This window comes from Yoonia sp. 208BN28-4 (genome assembly GCF_037543925.1).
Classification (GTDB): domain Bacteria; phylum Pseudomonadota; class Alphaproteobacteria; order Rhodobacterales; family Rhodobacteraceae; genus Yoonia.
Genome location: NZ_JBBIFY010000002.1, coordinates 294,825 through 321,512 on the forward strand (window position 1 = coordinate 294,825; position 26,688 = coordinate 321,512).

Sequence of the window (26,688 nt, forward strand, 5' to 3'; positions counted from 1 at the left end):
CACGCGGAACGCATTAATCCGAGGGATGTTAGACCACTGTGCTGTGACGAAAGTTGGGCGAAACTGGTTTGAAATATGTCGTATTCCAAGGCGCTTTCGCCACAATTGGCGCTTTGAGCCCGCAACCGTTTCCATACGGTAAACGCAAACGCGGTGTCGGCCTGAGTCGGGGTCGAATCAATGCTTAAGACGATCAATATCTTAACATTTCGTTTCGGCGGCCATGAAAGCCCGCGTCGCAGGCGGTGATGCGCAATCGACTTGCAATTACACTGTGATCCGCGCTTGCTGTAGCCATGAAGCCGCCGGTCACCATCACATACACGCTGTCTGAAAACGCCTATATGCGCGGCTGTTACCAGCTATGGGCGCACCGCGCGCTTGGCCGGACAGGCAATTTTGTGGTGGGCGGTGTGCTTATTTTTTGTGCATTGTTCCTGATGTGGCAAGGCGTGCCGGGACCGTGGAGCTGGATCATGCTGCTGGGCGGGGCGGGCATCATCGGCATGGACGTGATGCGCGACAGGGCGTGGCGGCGGCACTATCGCGGGTTGATCAAATACACCGCGCCGATCCGCGTGGCTTTTGCGGATGGCGGGCTTGATATGCAGTCTGCCGAGGCATCAACCCATCTGGATTGGTCCACCTTCCGGCACCACATCTTTACGCAGGATTTCCTGTTTCTGGTTATCGACCAACGCCGCTTTTCGGTCATCCCGCTGGCGGCTTTTGACAGCCACGCGGACCGCGCCGCAGCCGAGGCCATCGTGGCGGCCAACCTGAAACCGCTCAAAGGGCGTTTGCTGTAGTTGGACAATCGCTGGCGGGATTGGATGACTTGCCCGTTTGGTCAAAAGTCTGTCGCAAACGGGCCTGCCGCGACGTTTTCCGAGGCTTGCCAACGGATGCCAAATCTCGCCAACTGTTCAGGTACGAATCGTCACCCCGAGGACAGCGGCACATGCGATATTCCGGCTTTCGGGTCATAAAAGAAGGGTTGTTTGGCCAGAAGGGCTGGACCCCTGCGTGGCGTAATCCCGAACCCAAGCCCAGCTATGATGCCATAATCATCGGTGGCGGCGGTCATGGTCTGGCCACCGCGTTTTATCTGGCCAAAAACCACGGGCTGACAAACGTGGCCGTGCTTGAAAAAGGCTATCTGGGCGGCGGCAATGTCGGGCGCAACACGACCATCGTGCGGGCCAACTATTTCCTGCCGGGTAACTCCGAATTCTATTCCCATTCCCTGAAACTGTGGGAGGGGATGGAGCAGGAACTGAACTATAACGTCATGCATTCACAGCGTGGCCTGATTAATCTGTTCCACTCCGACGGTCAGCGAGACGCCTTTGTGCGGCGCGGCAATTCCATGGTTAATCAAGGTGATGACGCCGTCTTGCTGGACCGTGATGGCGTGCAAAGTCACCTGCCTTATCTGGATTTTGATAACGTGCGCTTCCCTGTCTATGGCGGTCTGTTGCATCCGCGTGGCGGCACGGCCCGGCATGATGCGGTCGCGTGGGGGTATGCGCGTGGCGCTGACGCGCGTGGAGTGGATCTGATCCAGAACTGCGAAGTCACCGGCATCGATATCGAAAACGGTAAAGTCACAGGCGTGCAGACCACGCGCGGTGCGATCAAAGCAGGCAAGGTCGGGATGGTCGTTGCTGGCCGCTCGGGTCAGGTCGCGGCAATGGCGGGGATGCGTCTGCCTGTGGAAAGCCACATCTTGCAGGCTTTTGTCACCGAGGGGCTGAAACCGGTCATCGATCATGTCGTCAGTTTCGGGATGGGGCACTTTTACATCAGCCAGTCCGACAAGGGCGGTCTGGTCTTTGGCGGCGATCTTGATTTCTACGCCAGCTATGCCGCGCGTGGAAACCTTCCGATGAAGGAGCATGTGATGGACGCCGCGATGACGCTGATGCCGATGATCGGCAAGGCCAAGGTGCTGCGATCATGGGGCGGGATCATGGATATGACACCCGACGGCAGCCCGATTATCGACAAGACCCCCACCGAGGGTTTGTTCCTGAATTGCGGCTGGTGTTACGGCGGCTTCAAGGCTGTGCCGGGGTCCGGCTACAGCTTTGCCCATCTGATGGCGACGGGTGAACATCACGCGCCCGCCGCCCGTTTCCGGCTGGATCGCTTTGCAACAGGGCGTGGCCTCATGGACGAGGAGGGGACCGGTGCGCAACACAATCTGCACTAGCCTGATGGCCTTGCTGCCATTTGCGGCCATGGCCGACGGTCCGGCCACGGGGTGCTTTGAACGGACATATTCACCTGCACACCTTGCGGATCATCCGCTGCAAGTCGTGTCAAAGCTGCGCATCCTAATCTGGGACGCACCAACAAACGATGACACCTTCGCAGTGATCGAGGCTCAGATGACGCGGCAGGGCCACGTGGCAGCAACACCAGCAGCCGGGCAGCGCATCACGCAGGGTCTGTTCTGTTTTGGTCCGGCTCAGGGCCGACCCGCAGGCTGCGCCGTCGATTGCGATGGTGGCAGCTTTGAGGTTGCGCGTCAGTCCAAGCAAGAGCTTGTGATCCGCACCTCTTACCTGATGATGGGCGATGCCGATAACTGCAACGGCGCCACTGATCTGGCCGAGATACCCGCCACACCTGTGTCCTATCGGCTTAATGCGGTGCCGATGTCTGTTTGCGAAGGGCTGAGATAACCATGCGCATATCCTGTCCCATTTGCGGTGAACGCGACCGGCGAGAGTTCTACTACAAGGGCGATGCGGTCGCACTTGACCGACCTGCAACGGATGCGGCCCCGCAGCAGTGGGACGACTACTTGCACAATCGCACCAACCCAGCGGGAAAGACCCGTGATCTTTGGCACCATGTTGCGGGCTGTGGCGCTTGGGTGGTGGTGACCCGAGATACCCGCACGCACGAGATATTCGATGTGGCTTTGGTCGCGGGGGCAAAATCATGAGGCTGCGCAATCACGATCAGGCCGTCGTCAATTTTACCTTTGACGGCAAACCCTTCAAGGCCATCGCGGGCGAAACGCTTGCAGCCGCACTCATGGCCAATGGCGTGAAGCTGGTGGCACGGTCGTTCAAATACCACCGCCCTCGCGGCACTATGACAGCCGGATCGGAAGAGCCGAACGCGCTGGTCACAATCGGGCGCGGTGCGTCGCAGGACCCCAATGTGCGGGCAACCGTGCAAGAAGTTTACGAGGGAATGGAAGCGTTTAGCCAGAACGCGTGGCCCAGCCTCAAGCGCGATGTGATGGCTGTGAATGACGCGGCCTCGCCGTTCTTATCAGCAGGTTTCTATTACAAGACCTTCATGTGGCCGCGCAGTTTTTGGGAAAAGCTCTACGAGCCAGTGATCCGCCGCGCCGCAGGTCTGGGCGCGTTGAGCGGTGAGCATAACGCCGACACCTATGAAAAGGCTTTTGCGTTTTGCGATGTGCTGGTCATCGGCGGCGGACCAACGGGTCTGATGGCGGCTTTGGCCGCTGCGACAGCGGGTGCGGATGTCATCATCGCTGACGAAGACACCGCGCTGGGCGGCAGGCTTTTGGTTGAACGCGAATTGATCGAAGGGGCGCCAGCAGCCGACTGGATCGCCAAGACGACAGCGCAACTCGAAGCGATGCCCAACGTGCGGATCATGACCCGCACCACCGTGACAGGGGCCTATGATCAGGGCACTTATGGCGCGTTGGAACGGGTCAACAGCGGACAGCCTAATTCTGATCTGCCCGTTGCCTGTTTCTGGCGGATCGCGGCCAAGCGAAGCATCCTGTGTGCCGGTGCGCTTGAGCGACCCATCGCCTTTCCCAACAACGACAGACCCGGCATCATGCTGGCCAGCGGTGTGCGCGCCTATGTGAACCGTTGGGGCGTAGCGCCCGGCAAATCGGTGGCCGTCTTTGGCAACAACGACGACGCGCACCGCACCGCGCATGATCTTGTTGCGGCAGGGGTGAATGTGGTCGGCCTGATCGACAGCCGCGCTGATGTGCAAGTCAGTGGCGATTTTCCCGTGTTCACCAATGGGGTCGTCACAGCGACCACGGGACGTCATGCGCTTGAAACCATCACGATTACCCATAGCGGCGGGACACGCACGTTGCGGGCGGACTGCCTTGCTGTGTCGGGTGGCTGGAATCCCTCTGTTCACCTGACGTGCCATATGAACGGTCGCCCGGTTTGGGACGCAAACATCCTGTCGTTTGTGCCGACCGATGACGCGGTGCCGGGGTTGCGTGCAGCGGGTGCCTGCAACGGCATCTTCGACACGCAAGGCTGTTTTGAAAACGCGATTGCGGTGGCAGCTGCGACATTGCGCGATCTGGGCCATACCGTGCCCGAACTTGATGTGCCTGCCGCAGATGCCACGCCTTATCACATCGCTCCGCTATGGATGGTTGAGGGGAAAGGGCGCAAGTGGCTCGATTTCCAGAACGATGTGCATGTGAAAGATATCCAGCTTGCCGCGCGCGAAAACTTCGCCTCGGTCGAGCATATGAAGCGGTACACCACCCAAGGCATGGCCCCCGATCAGGGCAAATCGTCGAACGTCGCCGCACTGGCCATCTTGGCGGATGCCACGGGGCGCGGGATACCCGAAACCGGCACGACGACCTTCCGCCCGCCATATGTGCCCGTGCCGATTGCCGCTATGGGGGCCGGATCGCAGGGGCACGGCTTCGCCCCTGAACGGCACACCACGTCGCACAAAGCATCCACTGCACGCGGCGCGCCGATGATCGAGGCGGGTCTGTGGTATCGCCCCAGCTACTTTCCCGCGCAGGGCGAAACGACCTGGCGCGAGGCATGCGACCGCGAGGTTGGATATGTGCGCCATGCAGTTGGCGTGTGTGATGTCTCGACCTTGGGAAAGATCGACATTCAGGGCCCCGATGCTGGGACATTACTTGATTTTGTCTATGCCAATACGTTTTCAACGCTCAAGGCAGGGCGCGTGCGCTACGGGCTGATGCTGCGCGAGGACGGCACGGTCATGGATGATGGCACAACCGCCTGTATCGCCGAAAATCACTATGTGATGACGACGACCACGGCGGCTGCTGGCAATGTCATGCAGCATCTGGAATTTGTCAGGCAAGGTTTGCGGGCTGATCTGGATGTGCAAATCACCTCTGTCACCGAACAGTGGGCGCAATTTGCCGTTGCTGGACCGCTGGCAAAAGACCTGCTTGAAGGGTTGGGCGATGCTGCGATTGATCTGCCGTTTATGGGCTGCGGGGCGTTTGACATTGCTGGCGTTGCAGGACGGCTTTTCCGAATCTCATTCTCTGGCGAACATGCCTACGAGGTTGCTGTCCCGTCGCGCTTTGGCGATAGCCTGTTCCGTATTCTTGTGGCCCAAGCCGAGGCGCTGGGCGGCGGTGCCTACGGGATGGAGGCACTGAATGTGCTGCGGATCGAAAAAGGGTTCCTGACCCACGCCGAAATGGATGGCCGTGTGACGGCATTTGATCTGGGCCTTGCCGGAATGGTCAGTGCCAAAAAAGACTGTATCGGGCAGGCCGCCGCGCAAAGACCTGGTTTGTCTGGCGATCATCGCACCCAGCTTGTTGGGCTGAAAGCCGTGACGCCGGAAAATGCGCTCAGTGCTGGCGCGCATCTGTTTGCTCAGAATGCCGAATTCACGCGCGAAAACAGCGCGGGCAATGTCACATCGGTGTGCTGGTCACCCACATTGGAATGCAACATCGCGCTGGGATTCTTGCAAAACGGGCGCGCGCGCCATGGCGAGACGATTGTGCTCAACGATCACCTGCGAGGATTGACTGAAAAGGTCGAGGTTTGCGATCCGGTGTTTTTCGACAAAGACGGAGGGCGGGTGCGTGGTTAGATTGATTGCCAAAACGCCTTGCGCGGGGCTGCTGCCGGTCACACACGGTGATCTGAGGCTTGAAGAAGTCACTTACCCCACAATCACCAGCGTGGCGCCGTTCAAAGGGCAGGCAACCGCCGTGTCCAAGGCGCTCAAATCCGCTGTTGGCGTCAGTTTCCCGAAACCGAACCGGTCCACCAGCGCCGCAGATACGCGGGCGATTTGGGCAGGGCTTGGTGTGGCGCTTATCTGCGGACCGGATGCGCCGCGTTTGGACGGTGCGGCGGTGACTGACCAAAGTGACGGTTGGGCCATCGTGCGCCTGTCAGGTGACAGCGCAGAGGACGTTTTGGCACGGCTTGTGCCGATTGATCTGCGCAAACAGGTGTTTCCCAGCGGGCAGACGGCCCGCACGATGTTGGCGCATATGTCTGTATCCGTCACACGGATCGACGACAGCTTTGAGGTGATGGCTATGCGGTCGATGGCAGGCACGTTGGTCCATGATCTGGAAACCGCGATGCGGGGCGTGGCGGCACGCACGACCTAGACTCTCTGCTGCGCGGGCTAGATAATAGGGCATGAGCTTGCCCCCCGGATTCCTTGATGAGTTGCGCACACGCCTGTCCCTTGGGCAGGTGGTCGGGCGCAAGGTTATGTGGGACCAGCGCAAGACAAATCAGGGCAAGGGCGACTATTGGGCGCCGTGCCCGTTCCATCAGGAAAAATCCGCCAGCTTTCACGTCGATGACCAAAAGGGGTTCTACTACTGCTTTGGGTGTCACGCCAAAGGTGATGCGATTTCCTTTGTGCGCGAAACCGAAAATGTGGGCTTCATGGAAGCCGTGCAAATCCTGGCCGGTGAAGCCGGAATGCCGATGCCGGCCCGTGATCCGCAAGCACAGGAAAAGGCCGACCGCCGCACACTACTGGCAGATGTGATGGAGCAGGCGGTGCAGTGGCATAAGCTGCAACTGCAAACAGCCGCTGCCGGTGCTGCGCGGGACTATCTGGATAAACGCGGACTGGGACCGGAGGCGCAGGCGCGCTGGGACATCGGTTATGCCCCCGACAACGGCGGGATCATGGCACATCTGACTGGCAAGGGTGTGGATTCCAAACTGGTGATCGAGGCTGGTCTTGCTGCTGAAAGTGACCGCGGTGGCAGCCCTTATGACCGGTTTCGTGGCCGCATCATCTTTCCCATTCGCGATGGCCGTGGCCGTGCTATTGGACTTGGCGGGCGGGCTATGGCAGCCGATGCCCGTGCGAAATATTTGAATTCACCCGAAACGCCTTTGTTCGATAAGGGCCGCAGCCTTTATAACCAGAAGCCCGCGCGCGAGGCGGCTGGCAAAGGCACGCCGCTGATTGTCGCCGAAGGCTATATGGACGTGATCGCGCTGTCCGAGGCAGGCTTTGGCGCAACTGTCGCCCCACTTGGCACGGCAATCACTGAGGATCAGCTGCGCCTGTTATGGCGTATCAGCCCCGAACCGATCATTGCGCTGGACGGCGATACCGCTGGTATGCGCGCCGCGATGCGGGTGATCGACAACGCTCTGCCATTGTTGGAGGCTGGTCAATCGCTCCGTTTTGCCCTGATGCCAGAGGGTATGGACCCCGACGATCTGCTCAAAGCCAAAGGCGCGTCGGCGATGCAGGACCTGCTCGATCAGGCGATCCCGATGGTGCAGCTTTTGTGGCAGCGCGAAACGGATGGTAAGGTCTTTGACAGCCCCGAACGTAAAGCGGCACTGGATAAAACCCTGCGCGAAAAGATCAAATTGATCGCGGACCCGTCGATCCGCAGCCACTATGGCGAGGCGATCAAACAAATGCGCTGGGCGCTGTTCAATCCGCGCAACACCGCAAGCCCGCGCAAGCAATCGGGCGGTGCGCGTCAGCCGTGGAACCGCAATGCACAGCCATGGCAACGCAGTCTGTCGCCTGTACCCAGCAACAAGCAGTCCGCGCTGGGGGCAGGGGCCGCAAACGAAGACCACCTGCGCGAAGCAGTGATCCTTGCGACGCTTCTGGCCACGCCCGCTGTGGCATCGGAGTTTGAAGCCCAGCTTGAACGCATGACCTGCGCGGATGAGACGCACACCCGTATCCGCGACGGTATCCTCACGCACATTGGCGCTGTGGATGTGGTGGAAACACTGACGGCAGAACTTGCATTTGATCCCCTTGAAAAGCTGAAAGAGCAGACCCACGTTCGCATCACGCCCACAGTTTTGCGTGCCGGTGATATTGAGGCTGCGCGCCTGTGTTTGGGGCACGAACTGGCGCGATTGTCCGCGATGCGCGGCTACGCCCGAGAGGTCAGCGACGGGATGGAAGACACGCTGGATGATGTCGCGGACGAAAGCGTGACATGGCGTCTGGCCAAGGCAGCCGCAGCGGTCGATACATCCGTGCGACGCGAAACGAACGACACGGCGGATTTTGAAACCGCTGAAAACGGGGCAAAGCTTTCGAAAGACGAACGCAGCGCCTTTGACGATATGTTGAGCCGAATCAGCTTGACCAAAAAGGGACAGGGCGAAGCAGGGTGACCTGCAACAGACCCAAACAAATAACGCCGACGTGGTTGCGAATCAGTCTGAAGCCAGATTGATTCGGACATAACGAATCATCCGAATCAGTCGGGCCTCCCCGACGACAGCCTAAGGATCATTTCATGGCCGCCAAAGACAACGACGACCGTAAGGACCAGGATCAGGACGACGTATCGCTCGACATGAGCCAAGCCGCCGTCAAAAAGATGATCGCCGATGCCCGAGAACGGGGCTACATCACTTACGATCAGTTGAACGCGGTTCTTCCTCCTGAACAGGTATCCTCTGACCAGATTGAAGACGTGATGTCGATGTTGTCCGAAATGGGCATTCAGGTCACCGAGGAAGAAGAAAGCGAAGAAGTTGACGACAACTCTTCCAAGGAACTGACCACCACCGGCGGTAATCGCGAAATTACGCTGGCAGGTGCCGACAACGAGAAGCTGGATCGCACCGACGACCCTGTGCGCATGTATCTGCGCGAGATGGGCAGCGTTGAACTGCTGTCGCGCGAAGGCGAGATCGCGATTGCCAAACGCATCGAAGCGGGCCGCAACACGATGATCCTCGGGCTGTGCGAAAGCCCGCTGACATTCCAGGCGATCACCATCTGGCGCGACGAACTTTTGTCGGAAGACATTTTGCTGCGCGACGTGATCGACCTTGAAACCACCTTTGGCAACCAGCTTGAGGAAGACGAGGAAGAAGAGTCCGTCGTAGCCCCCGGTGCCGCCGCCACTGCGGAAGGTGCCAAGGAAGAAAAGCAGGAACTTGACGCGGATGGCAACCCGATTGCCAAGGATGACGACGACGACGACGAAGAGCAGGCGAACATGTCGCTTGCCGCGATGGAAGCGGCACTGAAGCCACGCGTGCTTGAAACCCTTGAAGTGATCGCACACGACTTTGCCGAACTGTCCGAAATGCAGGACGCGCGGATGTCCGCGACCCTGAACGAGGATGACAGCTTCTCCAAAAAGTCCGAGGGCGAATACCAGTTGTTGCGCTCGCAGATCGTCGAGATGGTGAACTCGCTTCACCTGCACAACAACCGTATCGAAGCGCTGATCGACCAGCTTTACGGCATCAACCGCCGTATCATGCAGATTGATAGTTCCATGGTGAAGCTGGCGGATCAGGCCCGCATCAACCGCCGCGAATTCATTGACGCCTATCGCGGGCGTGAGTTGGACCCCAACTGGCTTGAGGAAATGGGCGGAAAGACCGGCCGCGGCTGGCAGGCCCTGACCGAACGCTCAACCGACAAAATCGAAGAACTGCGCGGCGACATGGCCCAAGTTGGTCAGTATGTTGGCGTCGACATCACTGAATTCCGCCGCATCGTGCAGCAGGTTCAGAAGGGCGAAAAAGAAGCCCGTCAGGCCAAGAAAGAAATGGTCGAGGCGAACCTGCGTCTCGTGATTTCGATTGCGAAGAAGTACACGAACCGTGGCCTGCAATTCCTTGATCTTATTCAGGAAGGTAACATCGGCCTGATGAAGGCGGTGGATAAGTTTGAATACCGTCGCGGCTACAAATTCTCGACCTACGCAACGTGGTGGATCCGTCAAGCGATCACCCGCTCGATTGCTGATCAGGCCCGCACGATCCGTATTCCGGTCCACATGATCGAGACGATCAATAAACTGGTCCGTACCGGTCGCCAGATGCTGCACGAGATTGGCCGCGAGCCGACGCCAGAGGAATTGGCAGAAAAGCTGCAAATGCCTTTGGAGAAGGTCCGCAAGGTGATGAAAATCGCCAAAGAGCCGATTTCGCTTGAGACACCGATTGGTGACGAGGAAGACAGCCAGCTTGGTGATTTCATTGAGGACAAGAATGCGATCCTGCCCTTGGACAGCGCCATTCAGGAAAACCTCAAGGAAACCACGACCCGCGTTCTGGCGTCGCTCACCCCACGCGAGGAGCGTGTACTGCGTATGCGTTTCGGCATCGGTATGAATACCGACCACACGCTTGAAGAAGTGGGCCAGCAGTTCAGCGTGACGCGCGAACGTATCCGCCAGATTGAGGCGAAAGCGTTGCGCAAGCTCAAGCACCCAAGCCGGTCGCGCAAGCTGCGGTCGTTCCTGGATCAGTAAAATGGCGTGGTTGTCAAAACTTCTCGGCGGGTCAAAGCCCGCCGCCGAAGCCACCCCGGCCGAGACGCACAAGGGCTTCTCAATCGTGCCAAGTCCTACGAAAGAGGGTGGCGGCTACCGGATCGGGGCGCAGATTACCAAAGATGTTGATGGCCAGACGCGCGCGCATCAATTGATCCGCGCTGATACCGTGGGCGACTATGACGAGGCGTGTAAAATGTCACTGGCAAAGGCCAAGCAGGTGATCGACGAACAAGGCGACGAGATCTTCCGCTAGATTTGCGCGAAATGCGTGGTGCAAGGGGCTCTGATCGCGGGCCCCCGTGTGCTATTGGTGGGGCAGATATTTCAAAACGGGTGATGTCATGCGCATTTTCGCAACGCTTTTTGTAACACTTCTTGCCGTTCCGGCCTTTGCGGCCTGCGATGCGGGTCGAACGGTTTTCATGTCGTGTAGTTTTCAGAACGGTGGCAAAACGGTCGAGGTCTGTGCCAGCAAATCGACGGCGTCTTACAGGTTTGGTCCACGCGGCGGACAGGCAGAACTGGCGCTAAGCGTGCCGGTCAGTGACGTTGACTACGCGCCATGGCCCGGTGTGGGCAGTTCTATTTTCGAGGCCGTTACGTTTTATAACAACACGGTAGCCTACGAAGTTTATGCAGGCGTGGATCGCAACCCGTCCGCCAGCGGTAAACAGAATGTCCCGTTTGGCGGCATCAATATCTTTGAAAACGGCGCGCAGATCGCAACGCTTGAATGCGATGACGGTTCGGTCGCATTTCCTTGGACAGACGTGCTGTCTCGCTAGGTCTGTTTCAGCGGCATCACCAAGCTGTGCACGTCTGGCGATCACACGGGCGTGCAATAGGGTTCTGTGACGTGCGGATAGTGGCCACTTTGAGGTTAACGCCGCACGAAAGGACCACGTCCCATGACCCGTCTTATGTTTGCTATCAAAACAACTGCCGTTCTGACCATCTGGGCTGGTGGCGCTGCCGCCCATACAGGTGAGGCTGCGCAAACCACCGCCAGCCTACAACCCGCCGCAGTCTTGATCGCGCAACCGATCCAATCGCCGATGCCGCAGCCAGTCATTGGCGATATTTGCGAAGTACCTGCGGTGCTGCTGTCGATTGTGCCGACAGGGGGTCAGTCCCGAGTGCCTCTCGCGTTGGCCTGTCTGGCGGAGTAGTCTGCGATTATGCAGACAGATTTCACCATCCCGACAAACGGGCCCGGCTTATACGAATTCACCGCGCAGGTTGCGGCATCCCTTCACGGGCAGACCGCAGGCGTGCTGACGCTATTTGTCCAGCACACGTCCTGTTCGCTTGTTATTCAGGAAAACGCCGACCCAGAAGTGCAGGTTGATTTGCATAACTATTTCGCGCGCCTTGTGCCACCGACGACCGATCCGAAGATGGCCTATCTGACGCATACCTACGAAGGGCCTGACGATATGCCAGCCCATATCAAGGCAGCGCTCTTGCCAACGCACTTGTCCATTCCTGTCCGGAACGGGCAGCTCATGCTGGGAACGTGGCAGGGGATTTACCTTTTCGAACATCGCGACAGGGCGCACCGCCGAAACGTTATTGGCCACCTGTCTTCGTAAAGCCGTCAGGGTATAGAGGTGCCAGCGCCGATTTCAGCGGTCCGATCCGGTCATCATAGCGCTGCCACCGCGCAATGGACCGCGTATTCAGCGGCTGCCGCACGGCCCACGTTGATAGGGTCGCGCTTGTGTTCGTGGTGGTCTGAAAATCCAGACAGTTGTCTTCCCAATCGAGCTTCAGAAAATCCGTAACACCGGAAGCTGTGGATTTGGGATCAGCGATAAGCGTTTCATAAGGCACCGTCAGCATCGGATTTGGGAGAACGGCGGCCCAGTGGTCCATCAACCGCCTGTATTGCAGATAGTACCGCCCCAATGCGGTCTGGTCCTGTGTGTAGCTGTGCCACGCCGACAGCGGCTGCATGTAGCATGACACGCAAGTATCCAACGGATCGCGGATGGTGTGGATAATAGGCGCATTCGGAAACAGCTTGGCGAAAAAGCCCAGTAGTTCGAAATTATGGAGGTTCTTGTCGATGGTATAGGTGTTGTCGCCCGGCGTACCGATCTGGGTCAGATAACGCCCGCTTAGCTGGGTGACAGCCTCTGCCGGAATTTGCTTGATCGCTTGCGCCAAGGCAGGGCCTTGATGTTTGCGCACACCGATATCCTGCACCATGATGTTCAGGCTTGGGCTTTCGCCTGCGCTGTCAATCTGACTGTGGCCTGTCAGGATCTGCTCCAGCAAGGTGGACCCGCTTCTGGGCATCCCCACGATCAACAAAGGCTGTTGTGACGGATTGCCGCCCGCCGTGAAGTCGTCCTTGCTAATCCGGTTGACCATCGCGCTTAAAAAATTGGCGTATCCGGCGCTGTCATGCGTGATACCCCGCGCGGTTTTGGCGCGGGCGAAGCTGTCAAAGGCGGCCCCAAAGTCCCGCTGGTCGTTCTGTGCTTTGCCGATCAGATGCAAGATGTTGGTCAGGACCGCACCACCAAGTTTTTCGCACGCTGGCAGGATACGGTCGCGCACATCGACAAACACCGGATCATCGGCGGCGATCTGGGTGGTGCTGAAATAAAGCTCAAGCGCGTTCAGATCATCAGGGTTGCGGGCAAGTAGGATGCGCGCAACTTCGGTGGCCTCATCCAGCTGGCCAGTATTGCGCAGGGCACGTCCCTTTTGCAGCAGGGAAGGGGCATGATCGGGGCGCGCGGACAATGCCCGATCCAGATAGTCCATAGCCTGATCGAAGCGATTGATTTGCATCATCGTCACGGCGGCCACAAACAGACAATCGGCGTCATCAGGCGCAAGTGACACGGCCTGATCCGCATGCGGTTGTGCCAGAAACGGGCGGGCACAGTTGCAGTAGGTCTCGGCGGCAACAGCATGGGCCTGCGCGCTTTTGGGTTTCAGCGCGACAAGCGCCTGCACATACGGCACGGCGGCGCGATATTTGCGGCTATACCGGTTGTGAAAGGTGATTACGGTTTGCAGCACGGTTGCGTTGCGTGGCTTGTCTTTCACCAGCTTGGCATAAAGCGCCTCTGCGTCTTTGAAGTTGCCTGCGCGCGCCAGTTTGTCCGCTTTCTCGAGCATGATCCGCCCTCCCTTGTGCCCAATAAACACGGCAAGAAAGCAAGAGCAAATGGCATCTGCGCCACAGCGACGCCCCTTGATCTAGGGGTGCGTTAATCAGACTACCCAAAGTGTAGCGGCTGGCCTATAGTGTCTGTGGATAAGTGGGACCAAATACCCACGGACAGGTAAATAAAGAGGACAGGACATGCGTTGCCCCTTTTGCGGAAACGTCGACACCCAGGTTAAGGACAGCCGTCCTGCTGAAGATCATGTAGCCATCCGGCGCCGGCGTTTTTGCCCTGCGTGTGGTGGTCGTTTCACCACCTATGAACGTGTGCAGTTGCGTGATCTTGTGGTGATCAAATCAAATGGCCGCCGCGAAGATTTTGACCGCGATAAGCTGGAACGCTCCATCCGTATCTCCCTGCAAAAACGCCCTGTCGAGCCTGAGCGCATGGACCAGATGATTTCCGGTATCGTGCGGCGGTTGGAAAGCATGGGCGAAACCGACATCAAATCCACCACCATCGGCGAGATCGTGATGGAAAGCCTCGCGCGGATCGACACAGTGGCTTACGTGCGATTTGCCAGTGTTTACAAGAACTTCCAAGCGGCAGACGACTTTGACAAGTTCGTGTCAGAGCTGCGCCCGGATCAGAAACCCGACGCGTGACCCAAGCAACTGACGCCCGTTTCATGGCGATGGCCCTGGCATTGGGCCGTCGCGGCATGGGACGTGTCTGGCCGAACCCCGCCGTGGGTTGCGTCATTGTGCGCGATGGCGTTGTTCTGGGGCGCGGACGCACGGCTGATGGCGGCAGACCCCACGCAGAGGTGATCGCCTTGGCGCAAGCGGGCGATGCCCACGGTGCGACCGCCTATGTCACGCTTGAACCCTGTGCCCATCATGGACAGACGCCGCCCTGTGCTGATGCGCTGGTCGCGGCGGGCGTGGCGCGCGTTGTGGTCGCGACCACGGACCCTGATCCGCGTGTCGCTGGCAAAGGCATTAGGATGTTGCGGAACGCTGGCATTGTGGTGGATGTTGGCTGTCTGGGTGCGCAGGCGGATCGCGATCATGCGGGTTTCTTCAAGCGATTGCAGGCAAAGCGCCCTTATCTGACGTTGAAGCTGGCGTGTTCGCTGGACGGGCGCATTGCGACAGCCAGCGGTGAAAGTCAGTGGATTACCGGACCTGCCGCAAGGCGAGAGGTCCATATGATGCGCGCGCGCCATGATGCGGTGATGGTTGGTGCTGGCACTGTCCGCGCTGATGATCCCGAACTGACGGTGCGCGGGCTTGGCATCGATCGGCAGCCCTTGCGCATTGTCGTTTCGCGCAATCTGGCAATTCCCGTTGATGGCAAACTGGGCCGAACGGCCCGCGATGTGCCGGTATGGCTGTGCCATGGACCGCGCGCCGATACCGCCCTGTGGGAGGCTGCGGGTGCAACCTCGGTGCCGTGCCACGTGGCGCATGGTCAGGTTGATCCTGTTCATATGTTGGCACAATTGGCGGACCGTGGACTGACCCGCATTTTTTGCGAAGGTGGTGGCGGTCTTGCCGCGTCCCTTTTAGGGGCAGGGCTGGTAGATGAACTGGTCGTGTTTCAGGCCGGCATGGTCATTGGTGCCGAAGGCACACCGGCGCTGGCTGCCATGGGGCTGGGAAAGCTGGCGGATGCACCACGATTTACACTGGTAGATCAGCGCCAAACAGGGCCAGACACGTTACAACGCTGGGCCGCGGTCTAACGCCATAAATAGGCGTAGGTCGCAAACCACCCCTGCAATTTTGCTACAGCACGGTTCGCCCGCCCCGGACGGGGGATTTCACCTGATGCAAGCCGCTCAACCGCTACTTCTGGCGGGCAGGGCAGCTTGGTCACAGGATCAAAGTAGCGCGGGTAGTCGATCAGCACCGCATGGGCCAGCGCCGTCAGGTCAGGCGTGGCACTGCGCCGCGCAACGGGCATCGCCCGATCATCCGTTAGGCCCCAGCCCGCGTAAAACGGAGTGCCAAGACAAGTCACATCCTTGCCGCGCAAAAGCGCTTCAAACCCCAGCGTGCTGGTCATCGTCCAGACGCAATCCACCAGATCGAGCGCGGCGATGGCGTTGGTTTCGGTCAGCACCAGATCGGCAATTGCCTCGGCGTTTGCGACGACACCTTTCCGCAGACCGGCCTCAACATCCGGATGCGGTTTATAGATGATGAAGGCGGCGGGGTTGGCGTCGCGGGTTGCTTGAAGCAAGGCCGCGTTGGTTTTGACCGTTTCGGTGCCACTTTGAATAGAGGCATCATCCTCGACCTGTCCCGGCACAAGTATCTTGCGTCCTTGCGGAAGATCTGTGGGCAGGGCTGCGGCGTTGCCGACATTGTATTTCGACAGACGTGCATCGATCAGCTTGGCGATCAACCTGTCAGCACGATCCCGCGCCGCATGATCCAGCGTCTGAGAAGCGGCGATCAGATATTCCAGCCTGCTATCGTAAGTAGGGTCATAGTAGATCCCGATGTCATCACACACGAGCGACAGGGGCGGGATCAAATCAGCACCCAGCCCGCGTGAGCGTAGAAAACCATCCTCAAGGCGAACCGCATCTGGTGCAGACGCCGCCTTATTGGCCCAAACCATCGTGCGGCGGTCTTGTGCATTCGGTGTCTTGGAGGCTGCGAATACCATCGGTTTATAGCGCCCGAACACCGTTTGAAGCGGCTTTCGCTTCCACGGCTTCATGCCGACGGCAACCCAACCACGATGATCTTCGCGCCACGCACGCGTCTGTGCCTCAAGCGCCGCAATCGCGTCTTCAAGCTGGCACAAACGGTCGCGATAGGGGTCATACCAAACCGGATAAAGGATCATCGCGGCGGCAAAAAGCTGCGCGCGCGTCAGCTTCCTCTGCCGCCGGTCCAGCGGCTTGCGGTCGTCTGTCAGCCCCCAGCCCATATAAAACGGCTGGCCGAAAACGACGGGTTTATGGCCTGTCAGGATCGCCTCGAAGCCCATCTGTGATGACACCGTGTAAACAGCAATCGCACCGTCAAATAGCGCGTAGGGCGATAGCGCGTCATCGTTCAGGCTGATCCGGTCCGTGCAATCGGCTTGGGTGAAATATCCCTGCCTGTGACCCGCAGTCGTTTCGGGGTGGGTTTTGATGATGATGCGTGCGCCGGGATGTTCGTCCTGCGCGTAAAACAGCATCTCGCGGAAGGTATTCAGATCGGCACCGCTTGCCTTGACCGACGCATCGCCGCGTGTCTGATCGATCACCAAAACATAGCCCGCATCGGGGGCAGGGATGGTCGGGTCGAAGGCGTTGTATTTGGAAAGATGCGCCTTTTGCAGCCGCGCCATGGCCGCTTTCGCACGGGTCAGCAGCGCTGCATCGTCCAGCGGGTCTTCGATCAGGATGGTTTCCAGATCGGACCGCGTAGCAGGGTCGAAATGCACGCCGCGTGTGTCGATGTGCAAGCCGATGGGATCATCCCCATCGCGGCCGGTCAGCACAGAGCGCAAAAACGCATCTTCAACGCGTACGACAGGCGTGTTGGTCTTGGCGGCCACACTTTCACCGCGTGGCGACGTGGGGCTTTGCCCCCATACGCCGACCAGATCATCATCGGACGGTTTGCCAACAGAAATGTTGTAGCCGGCCAGCGTCAGAATACGTCTGATCCGGCGTTTCGTCAGAAATCCGCCGTTATAAACGTAAAGCCGCCGCGAAGTCTCCTTCGCGGCGGCATCTGTCCCGAAAGGGGGCATGATGGTTTAGAGCCCGGAAAGCGACGTAGACGCATCGCTGAGCGAATTCACAGCTGTCAGCGATCCGGTCACGGCAGCGATTGTTTTGCTGAACTCGCTGAACGGCGCTTCGGTCACATAAACGGTGTCTTCGTCACGGATCGCAAAGTCGCGGGCCATAAAGATGCCGTTCGGCTTGGTCAGGTCGAGCACATAGACAACGCGCTGTGTGCCGATCAGGTCATTGCGGCCGACAAGCTGGTTTGCGATGCTCTCCGGCTCGTTACGGAACACAAAAACACCCGTTGGATCAGCAAGGCTGCTGTTCAGGCCGCCCACTTGCGCAATCGCCTCAACTGCGGAAATGGTCTGGCTGTCGAACTGCACGCGATCCTGACTGCCAGTCGCGCCGAGGGCGGTGAATGTGCGGGTATCCTCTTCGACGAAAATCCGGTCGCCGCCACGCAGGGCGATATCGTGGCCGGGGTGATCGTAAAGGTCCTCAAACCAGATGGAGCCGGAATGATCGCCGCGCACGACGGTCACTTGCGCAATCTCGGGGCGGGTCGCGACACCACCCGCTGCGGCCAGCATGGATGCCAGCGTGCGGGTCGGGCGTTCAATGGGATAAACGCCTTGGGCGCTTACGGCACCGACGATAGACACGGTGGACCCGTCACCAGCCAGACGGCGCACCTGCACCTGCGGATCAGGTGTTTGTTCGGCCAGCTTTTCGCTGATGATCCGGCGGATTGCTTCGGGCGTGTTACCAGCGGCGCGCACGCGGCCTGCGTAGGGCACAAAGATAAAGCCGGAGCCGTCAACCTGCACCTCTTCGAGGACAGTCGCGTTCTGGCCTTGCGGCACCAGCAACCCGTCGTCGACGTTTTCCCAAATCGTCAGGCCCAGCACGTCGCCCGCGTTGATCGTGTCCGACCCCAGCGTGCTGGCATTGCGAAAGCCCGCCGCGAACCCAAGCGATGGGGTGACGGATGCAATACGGTTCACGCGGTCATCGACGGTCAGGACAAAGGCGTCGCCCTGTTCCAGAACGGAGCCGGAGAAAATTTCAGCTTTGTTTGGCCCTGAACGCGGAAGACCACAGGCGGCCACAAGGCCAAGGGTCACCACAAGGGCCGCGCCTTTTGCAAAGCGCAATGTCAGGATTTTCACTGCTCGGTCTCCTCGACCTGTTATTATTCTGCCTGTTCTTTTTCTGTTAAGGTACGGGAATCCGGTCTCAAAAGCTAGTTGGCGGCGTGGCAGAATGCCGCTTGTGGCAAAAATGTGTTGCGCGCTTGCCGCGATAGGGGCCGGTTTCTACAGGGTCTAGTGGCGTGGGGTCAGTCGCCCGCCAGATGCAGTGTTGCGATCCTGTCGCAATCTTGGTCCAAGACGCTCATTGCATTCGTGCCCTTCCGCAACCTTAAGTATTTGCCCGCACGGTCAGGCCTGTGCCAAACTCGCCGTATTGAATTCTGCCGTAAATGACGAAGGGCTGCTTGATGTTTTCTATGCGTTTCATTTTTCCCGCAGCTATTTTGTTGGTTGCCGCATGTGGGGGGTCAACCACAGGTCCGCTGACACTGGCTGATCTGAAAGAGCGTGATCTTCTATTTCAAGAGCGCGCGAATAGCGGGCAGGGTGGCTTTGCGCCAACTGTCACGCTGCCGGACTATGCCACGGCAAGCTATTCAGGCGTGGCTTTTGTGGTGATCGGAACCGACCAGCCGCAGGGCGACAGTGTGGCGGCTTTGGGGGCGGCAGAGCTGACAGTGGATCTGGTAAACGCGCGTGTCTCGGGCACCGCGGATACGTTCTTCCAGATTGACCAGTTCTCATCCCTTAACATCCAGCAGGCCGAAGGTGATCCGATCACTGGCACGCTGACCTACGCGTTGACGCAGACGGCGGCAGGTGAAAACAGCTTTAACGGACGTGTTGTGGGAACGATTACGGCGCTGGACGGGCAAGCCTACGACTTCAATCTGGACGGTGGTGGTGTGTTGGGTGGCGAGAACGCAGAGGTGTTCGGGATCGAGGCGGCACAGGGCAATATCGCTGCCGCCATTCTGACCAGCCGAGACTAACGCGCATTCAGGTCACAATGCGAAGCGGCTGACGCGGCGGTGTCCGGCCAGCGGCCAGCGCATCATACGGATCTTCGTCGGCCAGCATCATATCAACGACCTGCCGCAGTAACTGCCTGCGTCCGCGTGCGGCGTAAAATCCACCGGGGATCTGGCTGGTTTCCAACAGGAACCGGCGGTAATCACGGTAGGCTTTGCTATTGGGCCGCGTGGGTTGTGCAAAGAATTGCGGCAGCGTCTGCTCCGATACAAACTCGGGCTTGGAATAGACAGCATCGCCAAAAACCTTCAGCGGAATGCCACGCCACAACACCTGCTGTCCGGCGGTAGAGTTTACAGTGACGGCAGTGCGCGCGTTATCCAAAAGGCGCGCCAGCTTACCGCCGCGCACATAGTGGACACGGTTTGTCACGCCATGTTCTGCCGCCAGTTTGCGGATAATCTGGCGCAGCGGCGATCTGCCGTTTTCCAACGGGTGCGCCTTGAAGACAAGATGGTGATGGCGCGGCGTGCCCTTGGCAAACCCCTTGATGACAACGGCCACAAACTGTTCCATGCGCGTAAACGGCGAGTGTGTTTGAAAGCTCGCGTCATGTTCAAGCTGCATCAGCACAAGATGGTAGGGAAAGCCGCCAAACCTGATCCGCATCGTGGCAATCCGGCGGTCAAGCGCGATGAATGGCATTAGCAGAAGGCGCTTTGTGTAAAGCCAAGCCTCGGTGGCGACTGGCAATTCGCGGTGGCGGGCAAAATTGCGATAGTCGCGGTTCCGGAACATCACGAACCAGTGGTAAAGCGCGCCGTAGAACACATGGTGGCGCATATCGCCCCAATGCGACGGTGGTGTCGGCACCTCAAGATCGGAGAGGGCCAGTGCCTTTTGCATCTCGGGGATCGTCATATCCATCAGGCGGGAATGGCCGTTTGTGCCGCCCCGCTCATACGTCACCCAATAGGGCCGCATGTACCCTTCTTCGAAGACATGCACCCGTAAACCTGCGGCCTTGGCCAAGGTCACGGCCTGTGCGTGGATGGGACGGGTATCGCCGTATAGCACGATGTCCGTCACGCCTTTGTCGTTCACGATGCTGGTAAAGGTATCGGCCCAAGCCTCAGGCGGATCGCGGTACGGGATATAGCCCGGACTGCCGAACCAGAAGGCGCGGTCACCTGCATTGAAGCCCACGCGCCAGACCTGCGCACCCGCCGCACGCAGCATTTTGCCCAACTTGTGAAAGAAGGGACCATGCGGTCCTTGCAGGAACAAAAAAGTGCGTTCGGTGGGATCGTTCACGATACTTCATTCAAAATTGGTTAACGGCGCATGGAAACAGTCTGTATCCAACCGATTTGGCAGAAATGAGGCAATACGCCAAGGCGGTAACTTGTTTGTTAATCCTCAAAAGGTTACCCAAAGATGGGCTAAATGAACGCAGACGACAAAAAGGCTGGGCATGTTCACTGGGATAATCACGGATATCGGCCATGTGCTTGAGACCGAACAGCGCGGTGATCTGCGCGCACGGATCGGCACGGCTTATGATATCGCTGGCATTGATATAGGCGCGTCGATCGCATGCGAAGGCGTGTGCCTGACCGTCGTTGCGTTGGGTGACACGCCGCAAAACTGGTTTGACGTTGAGATTTCCACGGAGACAGTTGGTGCGACAAATATCGGACGCAATACTTGGACCAAGGGGCGCCGCCTGAATTTGGAACGTGCGTTGAAGGTCGGGGACGAGCTTGGCGGGCATATCGTGTCGGGTCATGTCGATGGCGTGGCCGAGGTGGTCGAGATGCGCGATGAGGGCGACAGCACCCGCGTCACATTCCGCGCACCTGACGATCTGGCGCGGTTTATTGCGCCCAAAGGCTCTGTTGCGCTCAATGGCACATCGCTGACCGTGAACGAGGTGAATGGCACCGACTTCGGTGTGAACTTCATCCCGCATACCAAACAAGCCACCACATGGGGTGACGTTGCCGTGGGTGACTTCATCAATCTGGAAATTGATACTATGGCCCGCTACGTCGCGCGTCTGAGGGAGTATGACGCATGACACAGAAGGTAGTTGTTTCACTGGAAGCCGAAACCGGAGACCGCTGCGTCGAATTCCTGCGCATCGACGAGGATGGCTTTGCCTTCCGCGAATGCGAACGCGGCGCCGACGCAGGCTGGCGCAAACTGCCGCAACGCTTGCCACAGGTCTATCCGTCTTACGGATTGGCGCTAGAGGCCGCAAAAGGCGAAGTCGACTGGCTGCGCGTGTAGCGCGCGTACGCGACTATATCCTGAACAGGTTGCGGAATAGCGGATGGAGGCTTCGAGCCCAATCCTTCCAAGTTGTGGCTACGCGGCGAAGGTCGGCTATGCGCAGCAGGAATTGCCTTCCTGAATTGGCGGACACGGCACCGTTGCATAAGAACAGTAGACGCAACAATCGCCTTCGAGCGGCTTTAAGAGGGTGTTGCAAGCCTTGCACTCATAGAACCATTGGCAGGCATCCGTCGGCATCGTCTCCGTCTCAACATGCCCGCATGAAGGACAAGTAAGAGTCGACTCCCAAACTACTTTTATTGCTTCAGTCGCCATATCGCGTACCCCGTCAGAATGAGAAAACCTGCAAGCATCGGCAGCAAAACTGCATCGTTGTAGAGGACGCCAAGCAAGCCGCTCAGGCCAAGCGCCGTCAGGACAATTGGCAGGAGGGGAGTGAAGCAGCACAATGCGGCCAAGACTGTTCCCGCCAGCCCGACGGCGAGAAGTTTGTTCTTCATCGTGTTGATCTCCACAAATCCCACATAAACCGTTGTGCCGAAGCCTCCCAAAGCGGCGAAGAAGCTGCGATCAGAAATGCAACTGTCGCGAGACTAACCCAGATGATGGAAGCTCGTCTGCGCGAGATGCATGGGTGCGCCCGCAACACGCGATACCACGCCCATACTAGCGCGACCGCTATCCCAGATAGGATGAAAACGCGGTAGGCGATGAACGGTCCAAGCATCGTGAGCCATGCCCCACCCAAGCCAAGGATCGACAGCCCAATAGGCAGAACACAGCACGAAGCCGACAAAAGGGCCAGCAAGTTTGCAACCGGCATTGCCAGGCGCATAGCAAAGCCTTCTCTACTGTTGGATTCTTGAGTGTTCACTGCGTCCATGATGTGTATGTACTTCCTGTAGTCACTACAGGAGCAAGCGAAATGTTCACAATTGGGAAGGCGTCCGAACAAAGTGGCGTGAACGTGGAAACGATCCGCTACTACGAGCGTGAGGGCATCGTTCCAAAGCCGGGCAGATCGTCCGGTGGGCGCAGGCTCTACTCTGCGGATGAAATCGCACGGCTACGCTTCGTTAGGCGCTGCCGAGATTTGGGCTTTCCGATCTCCATCATTCGTACCTTTTTGTCCTTTGCCGCTGAGGATGTACGATCCTGCGGGGAGGTAAAAAGCCTAGCTGAAAATCATCTGGCGGAGATTGACGCCAAAATCTCCAACCTCCTGCGGCTACGAGATGCGCTCCAAAGCCTTTCGAAAAATTGCGAGGACGGTAGTGTGGCCTGTCCAATGCTCGATGCGCTTATGAAAGATGGTTTTGGTGAAGGTGTACTGCGATAGCAGCCATTCAAATTCGCAAAACGTAGGTTGGCTTTGTCCGCATGGCTGACATTCACTTCCCGGTGTCGCCAAGTCGCACGGTTGAGGTCGCTCCGTGGCGTCAGCGAGTTCGTTAAATATCCAAAGCAGTCCGACAGAATTTGCCAGATCGCATTTCACCTCACGTCGATTGCACGAGCACCCACTTTCCAACCGCGTCGCGCTGGGCTACCTAAGCCGCAACTCAAAACCGAGGTGCGCCATGTCTTCCAATCCTACTGGGACTTTTGAACAACCGGGGCCTGTGGAACGGGACTGGTCCGACGCGATTTCCAGCATTGAAGAGATCATCGACGATGCCCGCAACGGCCGCATGTTCGTGCTGGTCGATCACGAGGACCGCGAAAACGAAGGCGATCTGGTGATCCCGGCGCAAATGGCCACGCCGGATGCGATCAACTTTATGGCCACGCACGGGCGCGGGCTGATTTGTCTGACGTTGCCAAGCGCGCGGATTGACGCGCTGGGGCTGTCGCTGATGTCGACGCAAAACTCGTCCCGCCACGAAACAGCATTTACCGTGAGCATCGAAGCCCGCGAGGGTGTGACGACCGGCATCTCTGCCGCTGATCGCGCGCGCACGGTGTCCGTTGCCATCGACAGCACCAAAGGCGCGCAGGACATCGCGACCCCCGGTCACGTCTTTCCCCTACGTGCACGCGATGGCGGCGTTCTGGTCCGTGCGGGCCACACAGAGGCTGCCGTGGACATCTCGCGTCTTGCCGGTCTGAACCCGTCGGGCGTGATCTGCGAGATCATGAAAGACGACGGCGAGATGGCACGCTTGCCTGATTTGGTTTCGTTTGCGCAACTGCATGGCCTGAAAATCGGCACAATCAGCGATCTTATCGCTTACCGCCGCCGCCACGATAACCTTGTGCGCGTCCGCTCGACCGAGACGATCACGTCGGAGTTTGGTGGCGATTGGGACATGAAAGTCTACACTGACGAGGCGCATGGCGACGAACATATCGTGCTGACGAAGGGCGATATCACCACGTCTGATCCGGTTTTGGTCCGCATGCACGCGATGGACCCGATGCTGGACGTGATCGGCACAGGGCCAAAAGGCCGCGCTGCCGAATTTGGCCACGCGATGGAGGCTGTCGCCGCCGAAGGACGCGGCGTTGTGGTTCTGCTGCGCGATACCTCCATGAAACTGGATGCCGCCGATGAGGTGTCACCAAAGACGCTCCGCCAATACGGGCTTGGCGCACAAATCCTGTCGTCGCTGGGTCTGTCTGACCTGATCTTGCTGACCAATTCCCCAACGCCAAAGGTTGTCGGGCTTGAGGCCTACGGACTTGAGATCGTCGGCACGCGCAAAATTTCGGAGCTTGGCTAATGGCTGGTATCTCGCATCACATCATGCCGCTGCCGGATTTCGACAAGCCGGTGAAGCTGCTCATCGTGGCATCGCCCTATTACAAGGACATCTCTGACCACCAGATCGCTGGCGCGAAGGCCGAGATCGAAAAGGCCGACGGCACATGGGACATCGTCGAGGTGCCTGGCGCGCTGGAAATTCCGACGGCCATCGGCATCGCCGAGCGGATGAGCAATTTTGACGGCTATGTAGCCCTTGGCTGCGTGATCCGTGGCGAAACCACGCATTACGATACCGTTTGCAACGACAGCTCTCGCGCGATCCAGCTGCTGGGTCTGCAAGGGCTTTGTATCGGCAACGGGATACTGACGGTTGAGAATTATGAACAAGCCGTCGTGCGCGCCGATCCGGCAGATCAAAACAAAGGTGGCGGGGCGGCTGCTGCGGCCTTGCACCTGATCGCACTCAGCCGTAAGTGGGGCCGTCCTGACAAGGGCGTCGGTTTCACATCCGAGATACTTCTCGCGCAAAAAGGCAATCCTACTGCATGACCCTTTCGAATAATCAGAAACGGAAAATGAAATCTGCGGCGCGGCTCTATGCGGTGCAGGCCCTGTTTCAGATGGAAGCATCGTCGCAGACGGTGGACGAGGTTGTGCGCGAGTTTGAGGACCATCGCTTTGGCGCGGTTTATGAAGGCGACGAGATGCAGGAAGGTGATGTCGATACCTTCCGCGATTTGATGGAGCGGGCAGTCGACGAACAGGCCGCTATCGACCAGATGACCGACCGTGCGTTGGTGGCCAAATGGCCGCTGGGCCGAATTGATCCCACGCTGCGCGGCCTGTTTCGGGCCGCTGGCGCAGAGTTTTTGCTGAAAGACACGCCGCCCAAGGTGGTGATTGTCGAATTTGTGTCGGTCGCACAGGCGTTTTTTCCCGAAGGGAAAGAGCCGAAGTTCGTGAACGCCGTGCTTGATCACATGGCCCGAGAGGCGCGGCCAGACCAGTTCTGAACCGGCTTGTATCGGCATTAACGCTAATCTTACCAATTTGAACGATAGTCGCCCTGACAACCAGAAAGGGCGTCTGATGACTTGGTTCAAGATAACATTTGTATTGGCGGTCTTTGCGGGACTGACGGCACATGCCGACGGCCCGCTGCCCCAGCTTTCCGATCCTGTGGTCATCCCCGCGCCGATTGTTATCCAAAACGGGCCGCTGGTGGCACCCGGCTTGGCACCACCTGTCATAGCGGCCGGCGGGCAGGGCAGTCTGTTGGGCTATCCTGTCAACATCGCGTGGGATCACGTGGCGGTGGGTGCGGCCATCTTGGGCGTGATGTATGCGCTGGGTGCTGACGCTCCTGCGGCAGGTACATTCTAACGTTGGTAGATTTCACCCTTCTGACGGGTACGGAAATGCCTACTGTCGTTTATGGCCGTGACATAGTATGGCAGTCATGCTGACAAATTGGTCAGCGGAACAAATCCGCATTGGCTCAAAATGAATTTTAAGTAACAATTTTTCTTGGCGTTTTCGTCGCCAAGACAATGACATCCACGGTCGCTTCGGCCGACTGTTGTGGTCCAGGTATGGTTCCGCCGATCCTTGAAGAACCCCCGATTGAGGTCGAACCGCCCATTCGCGGTAACACAGCACCCCCGACCGGCGGTCCGACAGTGATCACGGATGCCGCGCAACTGTCGGTGGATAAGATCACGATTGGTGTCGCGGCCTTCGTCGGTATCATCGCCTTGACCAATAGCGCGTCCAGTTCGTTCTAAAATCAAAATGCGCGCCCCGACGCGGGGCGCGCATTTTTGAGATCAGGTGGTATTAGTGTGGCGGGAACCGCAGCGACCGTTCGGGGCTTATTCCCGAGGACCTGTATATACAGGTGGGCGCCAGTTAACTGAACCAGGGCTCAGACAGAGCCAGCTCCCTCGGATTTGCTTAAGGCCACTGGAATGTAGCCCGTCTGACACGAGAAGAGCAGAAGCCCGCCACCGCACCAGATAGGGTGCGCAATCTGATGTGGCAAGGCGCGCGTGCCGATTTACTGGGTCATGCCCGCAACTTGCAGCCATGTGCGTGGCGCGAAACGCAGCATGCCGCGCTCAACCAGTCCGACGACCATCAAAGCCGCACAGATTTCAAAGAATGTGACGTTGGCGAATACTGTTGGCAGGAAAGACATCGGGGCAGCTCCGTGTTTT

General features: G+C 58.5%; 30 protein-coding genes. 23 read left to right on the forward strand and 7 right to left on the reverse strand.

Annotation, left to right across the window (positions count from 1 at the left end; genetic code table 11):
- Positions 1–296: 296 nt before the first annotated feature.
- From V8J84_RS07570 to V8J84_RS07625, 12 genes are all read left to right on the forward strand, one after another.
- Entirely contained in the window at positions 297–809 is a 513-nt protein-coding gene (locus tag V8J84_RS07570; RefSeq protein WP_339929688.1) for a YcxB family protein, read from the forward strand.
- A gap of 152 nt (positions 810–961) precedes the next feature.
- Positions 962–2,215 (forward strand): sarcosine oxidase subunit beta family protein, encoded by a 1,254-nt coding sequence (locus V8J84_RS07575; protein WP_339929690.1) that lies wholly within the window; start codon positions 962–964, stop codon positions 2,213–2,215.
- 4 nt (positions 2,216–2,219) lie between these two features.
- Positions 2,220–2,690 carry a hypothetical protein gene (locus tag V8J84_RS07580; RefSeq protein ID WP_339929692.1) on the forward strand — a complete coding sequence of 157 codons (471 nt, stop codon included), beginning with the start codon at positions 2,220–2,222 and terminating at the stop codon, positions 2,688–2,690.
- A 2-nt stretch (positions 2,691–2,692) separates the two neighbouring features.
- Positions 2,693–2,956: a sarcosine oxidase subunit delta gene (locus tag V8J84_RS07585; protein ID WP_339929694.1), complete on the forward strand. Its 264-nt coding sequence runs from the start codon at positions 2,693–2,695 to the stop codon at positions 2,954–2,956.
- Positions 2,953–5,859, forward strand: a complete 2,907-nt coding sequence (locus V8J84_RS07590) for a sarcosine oxidase subunit alpha family protein (RefSeq protein WP_339929696.1) — start codon at positions 2,953–2,955, stop codon at positions 5,857–5,859. Before V8J84_RS07585 ends, V8J84_RS07590 begins: the two co-directional genes overlap by 4 nt.
- A complete protein-coding gene (locus tag V8J84_RS07595) occupies positions 5,852–6,391 on the forward strand; it encodes a sarcosine oxidase subunit gamma (protein ID WP_339929698.1) in 540 nt (179 codons plus the stop codon). Before V8J84_RS07590 ends, V8J84_RS07595 begins: the two co-directional genes overlap by 8 nt.
- Before the next feature lie 31 nt (positions 6,392–6,422).
- Entirely contained in the window at positions 6,423–8,402 is a 1,980-nt protein-coding gene (gene dnaG / locus V8J84_RS07600; protein ID WP_339929700.1) for a DNA primase, read from the forward strand.
- Between the two features lie 125 nt (positions 8,403–8,527).
- Complete coding sequence (rpoD, locus tag V8J84_RS07605) at positions 8,528–10,507, forward strand: RNA polymerase sigma factor RpoD (protein ID WP_339929702.1); 1,980 nt, start codon at positions 8,528–8,530, stop codon at positions 10,505–10,507.
- 1 nt (position 10,508) lies between these two features.
- Positions 10,509–10,784, forward strand: coding sequence for an HlyU family transcriptional regulator (locus V8J84_RS07610; RefSeq protein ID WP_339929704.1), 276 nt, complete (start codon positions 10,509–10,511; stop codon positions 10,782–10,784).
- An 88-nt stretch (positions 10,785–10,872) separates the two neighbouring features.
- Positions 10,873–11,316, forward strand: coding sequence for a hypothetical protein (locus tag V8J84_RS07615; RefSeq protein ID WP_339929706.1), 444 nt, complete (start codon positions 10,873–10,875; stop codon positions 11,314–11,316).
- 123 nt (positions 11,317–11,439) lie between these two features.
- A complete protein-coding gene (locus V8J84_RS07620; protein ID WP_339929708.1) occupies positions 11,440–11,700 on the forward strand; it encodes a hypothetical protein in 261 nt (86 codons plus the stop codon).
- Positions 11,701–11,709: 9 nt separating this feature from the next.
- A complete protein-coding gene (locus tag V8J84_RS07625; RefSeq protein WP_339929710.1) occupies positions 11,710–12,123 on the forward strand; it encodes a secondary thiamine-phosphate synthase enzyme YjbQ in 414 nt (137 codons plus the stop codon).
- Here the strand turns inward: V8J84_RS07625 and V8J84_RS07630 are convergent.
- Positions 12,101–13,666 carry a tetratricopeptide repeat-containing sulfotransferase family protein gene (locus V8J84_RS07630; protein WP_339929712.1) on the reverse strand — a complete coding sequence of 522 codons (1,566 nt, stop codon included), beginning with the start codon at positions 13,664–13,666 and terminating at the stop codon, positions 12,101–12,103. The two genes, V8J84_RS07625 and V8J84_RS07630, sit on opposite strands and share 23 nt — an antisense overlap.
- A 187-nt stretch (positions 13,667–13,853) precedes the next feature.
- Between V8J84_RS07630 and nrdR the strand changes: the two genes are divergently transcribed.
- Both nrdR and ribD read left to right on the forward strand, forming a co-directional pair.
- Positions 13,854–14,321 carry a transcriptional regulator NrdR gene (gene nrdR / locus V8J84_RS07635; protein ID WP_339929714.1) on the forward strand — a complete coding sequence of 156 codons (468 nt, stop codon included), beginning with the start codon at positions 13,854–13,856 and terminating at the stop codon, positions 14,319–14,321.
- Positions 14,318–15,403, forward strand: coding sequence for a bifunctional diaminohydroxyphosphoribosylaminopyrimidine deaminase/5-amino-6-(5-phosphoribosylamino)uracil reductase RibD (gene ribD, locus V8J84_RS07640; protein WP_339929716.1), 1,086 nt, complete (start codon positions 14,318–14,320; stop codon positions 15,401–15,403). The genes nrdR and ribD overlap by 4 nt, the downstream gene beginning before the upstream one ends.
- On the opposite strand, the gene V8J84_RS07645 is transcribed toward ribD, so the two are convergent.
- Together V8J84_RS07645 and V8J84_RS07650 are read right to left on the reverse strand one after the other, a co-directional pair.
- Positions 15,400–17,418 (reverse strand): capsular polysaccharide biosynthesis protein, encoded by a 2,019-nt coding sequence (locus tag V8J84_RS07645; RefSeq protein ID WP_339929718.1) that lies wholly within the window; start codon positions 17,416–17,418, stop codon positions 15,400–15,402. The two genes, ribD and V8J84_RS07645, sit on opposite strands and share 4 nt — an antisense overlap.
- A gap of 6 nt (positions 17,419–17,424) precedes the next feature.
- Positions 17,425–18,570 (reverse strand): polysaccharide biosynthesis/export family protein, encoded by a 1,146-nt coding sequence (locus tag V8J84_RS07650; RefSeq protein ID WP_339929720.1) that lies wholly within the window; start codon positions 18,568–18,570, stop codon positions 17,425–17,427.
- Positions 18,571–18,911: 341 nt separating this feature from the next.
- Here V8J84_RS07650 and V8J84_RS07655 point away from each other — a divergent pair, with 341 nt between their 5' ends.
- On the forward strand, positions 18,912–19,487 hold the full coding sequence (locus tag V8J84_RS07655) for a hypothetical protein (protein ID WP_339929722.1): 576 nt from the start codon (positions 18,912–18,914) through the stop codon (positions 19,485–19,487).
- A 7-nt stretch (positions 19,488–19,494) separates the two neighbouring features.
- On the opposite strand, the gene V8J84_RS07660 is transcribed toward V8J84_RS07655, so the two are convergent.
- Positions 19,495–20,781 (reverse strand): capsule biosynthesis protein, encoded by a 1,287-nt coding sequence (locus V8J84_RS07660; RefSeq protein ID WP_339929724.1) that lies wholly within the window; start codon positions 20,779–20,781, stop codon positions 19,495–19,497.
- 160 nt (positions 20,782–20,941) lie between these two features.
- Between V8J84_RS07660 and V8J84_RS07665 the strand changes: the two genes are divergently transcribed.
- Entirely contained in the window at positions 20,942–21,547 is a 606-nt protein-coding gene (locus V8J84_RS07665; RefSeq protein ID WP_339929726.1) for a riboflavin synthase, read from the forward strand.
- On the forward strand, positions 21,544–21,759 hold the full coding sequence (locus V8J84_RS07670) for a hypothetical protein (RefSeq protein WP_339929728.1): 216 nt from the start codon (positions 21,544–21,546) through the stop codon (positions 21,757–21,759). The genes V8J84_RS07665 and V8J84_RS07670 overlap by 4 nt, the downstream gene beginning before the upstream one ends.
- Before the next feature lie 96 nt (positions 21,760–21,855).
- Here V8J84_RS07670 and V8J84_RS07675 read toward each other — a convergent pair whose 3' ends face one another.
- Both V8J84_RS07675 and merF read right to left on the reverse strand, forming a co-directional pair.
- The gene (locus tag V8J84_RS07675; protein WP_339929730.1) at positions 21,856–22,080 is read right to left on the reverse strand and encodes a GDCCVxC domain-containing (seleno)protein; all 225 of its coding nucleotides are present in this window, start codon (positions 22,078–22,080) and stop codon (positions 21,856–21,858) included.
- Positions 22,062–22,265 carry a mercury resistance system transport protein MerF gene (merF, locus tag V8J84_RS07680; protein WP_339929732.1) on the reverse strand — a complete coding sequence of 68 codons (204 nt, stop codon included), beginning with the start codon at positions 22,263–22,265 and terminating at the stop codon, positions 22,062–22,064. Before merF ends, V8J84_RS07675 begins: the two co-directional genes overlap by 19 nt.
- Before the next feature lie 425 nt (positions 22,266–22,690).
- On the opposite strand from merF, the gene V8J84_RS07685 reads away from it, so the two are divergent.
- From V8J84_RS07685 to V8J84_RS07710, 6 genes are all read left to right on the forward strand, one after another.
- Positions 22,691–23,104: a MerR family transcriptional regulator gene (locus tag V8J84_RS07685; protein ID WP_339929734.1), complete on the forward strand. Its 414-nt coding sequence runs from the start codon at positions 22,691–22,693 to the stop codon at positions 23,102–23,104.
- Positions 23,105–23,345: 241 nt separating this feature from the next.
- Positions 23,346–24,488 (forward strand): 3,4-dihydroxy-2-butanone-4-phosphate synthase, encoded by a 1,143-nt coding sequence (gene ribB / locus V8J84_RS07690; protein WP_339929736.1) that lies wholly within the window; start codon positions 23,346–23,348, stop codon positions 24,486–24,488.
- Positions 24,488–25,021 (forward strand): 6,7-dimethyl-8-ribityllumazine synthase, encoded by a 534-nt coding sequence (locus V8J84_RS07695; RefSeq protein WP_339929738.1) that lies wholly within the window; start codon positions 24,488–24,490, stop codon positions 25,019–25,021. The genes ribB and V8J84_RS07695 overlap by 1 nt, the downstream gene beginning before the upstream one ends.
- On the forward strand, positions 25,018–25,485 hold the full coding sequence (gene nusB / locus V8J84_RS07700; protein WP_339929739.1) for a transcription antitermination factor NusB: 468 nt from the start codon (positions 25,018–25,020) through the stop codon (positions 25,483–25,485). The genes V8J84_RS07695 and nusB overlap by 4 nt, the downstream gene beginning before the upstream one ends.
- A 76-nt stretch (positions 25,486–25,561) precedes the next feature.
- Positions 25,562–25,855, forward strand: coding sequence for a hypothetical protein (locus V8J84_RS07705; protein ID WP_339929740.1), 294 nt, complete (start codon positions 25,562–25,564; stop codon positions 25,853–25,855).
- A 209-nt stretch (positions 25,856–26,064) separates the two neighbouring features.
- Positions 26,065–26,256 (forward strand): hypothetical protein, encoded by a 192-nt coding sequence (locus tag V8J84_RS07710; RefSeq protein ID WP_339929741.1) that lies wholly within the window; start codon positions 26,065–26,067, stop codon positions 26,254–26,256.
- 272 nt (positions 26,257–26,528) lie between these two features.
- Here V8J84_RS07710 and V8J84_RS07715 read toward each other — a convergent pair whose 3' ends face one another.
- Positions 26,529–26,669, reverse strand: a complete 141-nt coding sequence (locus V8J84_RS07715; RefSeq protein ID WP_339929742.1) for a hypothetical protein — start codon at positions 26,667–26,669, stop codon at positions 26,529–26,531.
- Positions 26,670–26,688 lie beyond the last annotated feature (19 nt).

Coding starts and splice junctions, on each gene's coding strand:
- V8J84_RS07570 (WP_339929688.1), top strand. CDS start 297: ATGAAGCCGCCGGTCACCATCACATACACGCTGTCTGAAAACGCCTAT.
- V8J84_RS07575 (WP_339929690.1), top strand. CDS start 962: ATGCGATATTCCGGCTTTCGGGTCATAAAAGAAGGGTTGTTTGGCCAG.
- V8J84_RS07580 (WP_339929692.1), top strand. CDS start 2,220: ATGGCCTTGCTGCCATTTGCGGCCATGGCCGACGGTCCGGCCACGGGG.
- V8J84_RS07585 (WP_339929694.1), top strand. CDS start 2,693: ATGCGCATATCCTGTCCCATTTGCGGTGAACGCGACCGGCGAGAGTTC.
- V8J84_RS07590 (WP_339929696.1), top strand. CDS start 2,953: ATGAGGCTGCGCAATCACGATCAGGCCGTCGTCAATTTTACCTTTGAC.
- dnaG (WP_339929700.1), top strand. CDS start 6,423: ATGAGCTTGCCCCCCGGATTCCTTGATGAGTTGCGCACACGCCTGTCC.
- rpoD (WP_339929702.1), top strand. CDS start 8,528: ATGGCCGCCAAAGACAACGACGACCGTAAGGACCAGGATCAGGACGAC.
- V8J84_RS07610 (WP_339929704.1), top strand. CDS start 10,509: ATGGCGTGGTTGTCAAAACTTCTCGGCGGGTCAAAGCCCGCCGCCGAA.
- V8J84_RS07615 (WP_339929706.1), top strand. CDS start 10,873: ATGCGCATTTTCGCAACGCTTTTTGTAACACTTCTTGCCGTTCCGGCC.
- V8J84_RS07620 (WP_339929708.1), top strand. CDS start 11,440: ATGACCCGTCTTATGTTTGCTATCAAAACAACTGCCGTTCTGACCATC.
- V8J84_RS07625 (WP_339929710.1), top strand. CDS start 11,710: ATGCAGACAGATTTCACCATCCCGACAAACGGGCCCGGCTTATACGAA.
- V8J84_RS07630 (WP_339929712.1), bottom strand. CDS start 13,666: ATGCTCGAGAAAGCGGACAAACTGGCGCGCGCAGGCAACTTCAAAGAC.
- nrdR (WP_339929714.1), top strand. CDS start 13,854: ATGCGTTGCCCCTTTTGCGGAAACGTCGACACCCAGGTTAAGGACAGC.
- V8J84_RS07645 (WP_339929718.1), bottom strand. CDS start 17,418: ATGCCCCCTTTCGGGACAGATGCCGCCGCGAAGGAGACTTCGCGGCGG.
- V8J84_RS07655 (WP_339929722.1), top strand. CDS start 18,912: ATGCGTTTCATTTTTCCCGCAGCTATTTTGTTGGTTGCCGCATGTGGG.
- V8J84_RS07665 (WP_339929726.1), top strand. CDS start 20,942: ATGTTCACTGGGATAATCACGGATATCGGCCATGTGCTTGAGACCGAA.
- V8J84_RS07670 (WP_339929728.1), top strand. CDS start 21,544: ATGACACAGAAGGTAGTTGTTTCACTGGAAGCCGAAACCGGAGACCGC.
- V8J84_RS07675 (WP_339929730.1), bottom strand. CDS start 22,080: ATGGCGACTGAAGCAATAAAAGTAGTTTGGGAGTCGACTCTTACTTGT.
- merF (WP_339929732.1), bottom strand. CDS start 22,265: ATGAAGAACAAACTTCTCGCCGTCGGGCTGGCGGGAACAGTCTTGGCC.
- V8J84_RS07685 (WP_339929734.1), top strand. CDS start 22,691: ATGTTCACAATTGGGAAGGCGTCCGAACAAAGTGGCGTGAACGTGGAA.
- ribB (WP_339929736.1), top strand. CDS start 23,346: ATGTCTTCCAATCCTACTGGGACTTTTGAACAACCGGGGCCTGTGGAA.
- V8J84_RS07695 (WP_339929738.1), top strand. CDS start 24,488: ATGGCTGGTATCTCGCATCACATCATGCCGCTGCCGGATTTCGACAAG.
- nusB (WP_339929739.1), top strand. CDS start 25,018: ATGACCCTTTCGAATAATCAGAAACGGAAAATGAAATCTGCGGCGCGG.
- V8J84_RS07705 (WP_339929740.1), top strand. CDS start 25,562: ATGACTTGGTTCAAGATAACATTTGTATTGGCGGTCTTTGCGGGACTG.
- V8J84_RS07710 (WP_339929741.1), top strand. CDS start 26,065: ATGGTTCCGCCGATCCTTGAAGAACCCCCGATTGAGGTCGAACCGCCC.
- V8J84_RS07715 (WP_339929742.1), bottom strand. CDS start 26,669: ATGTCTTTCCTGCCAACAGTATTCGCCAACGTCACATTCTTTGAAATC.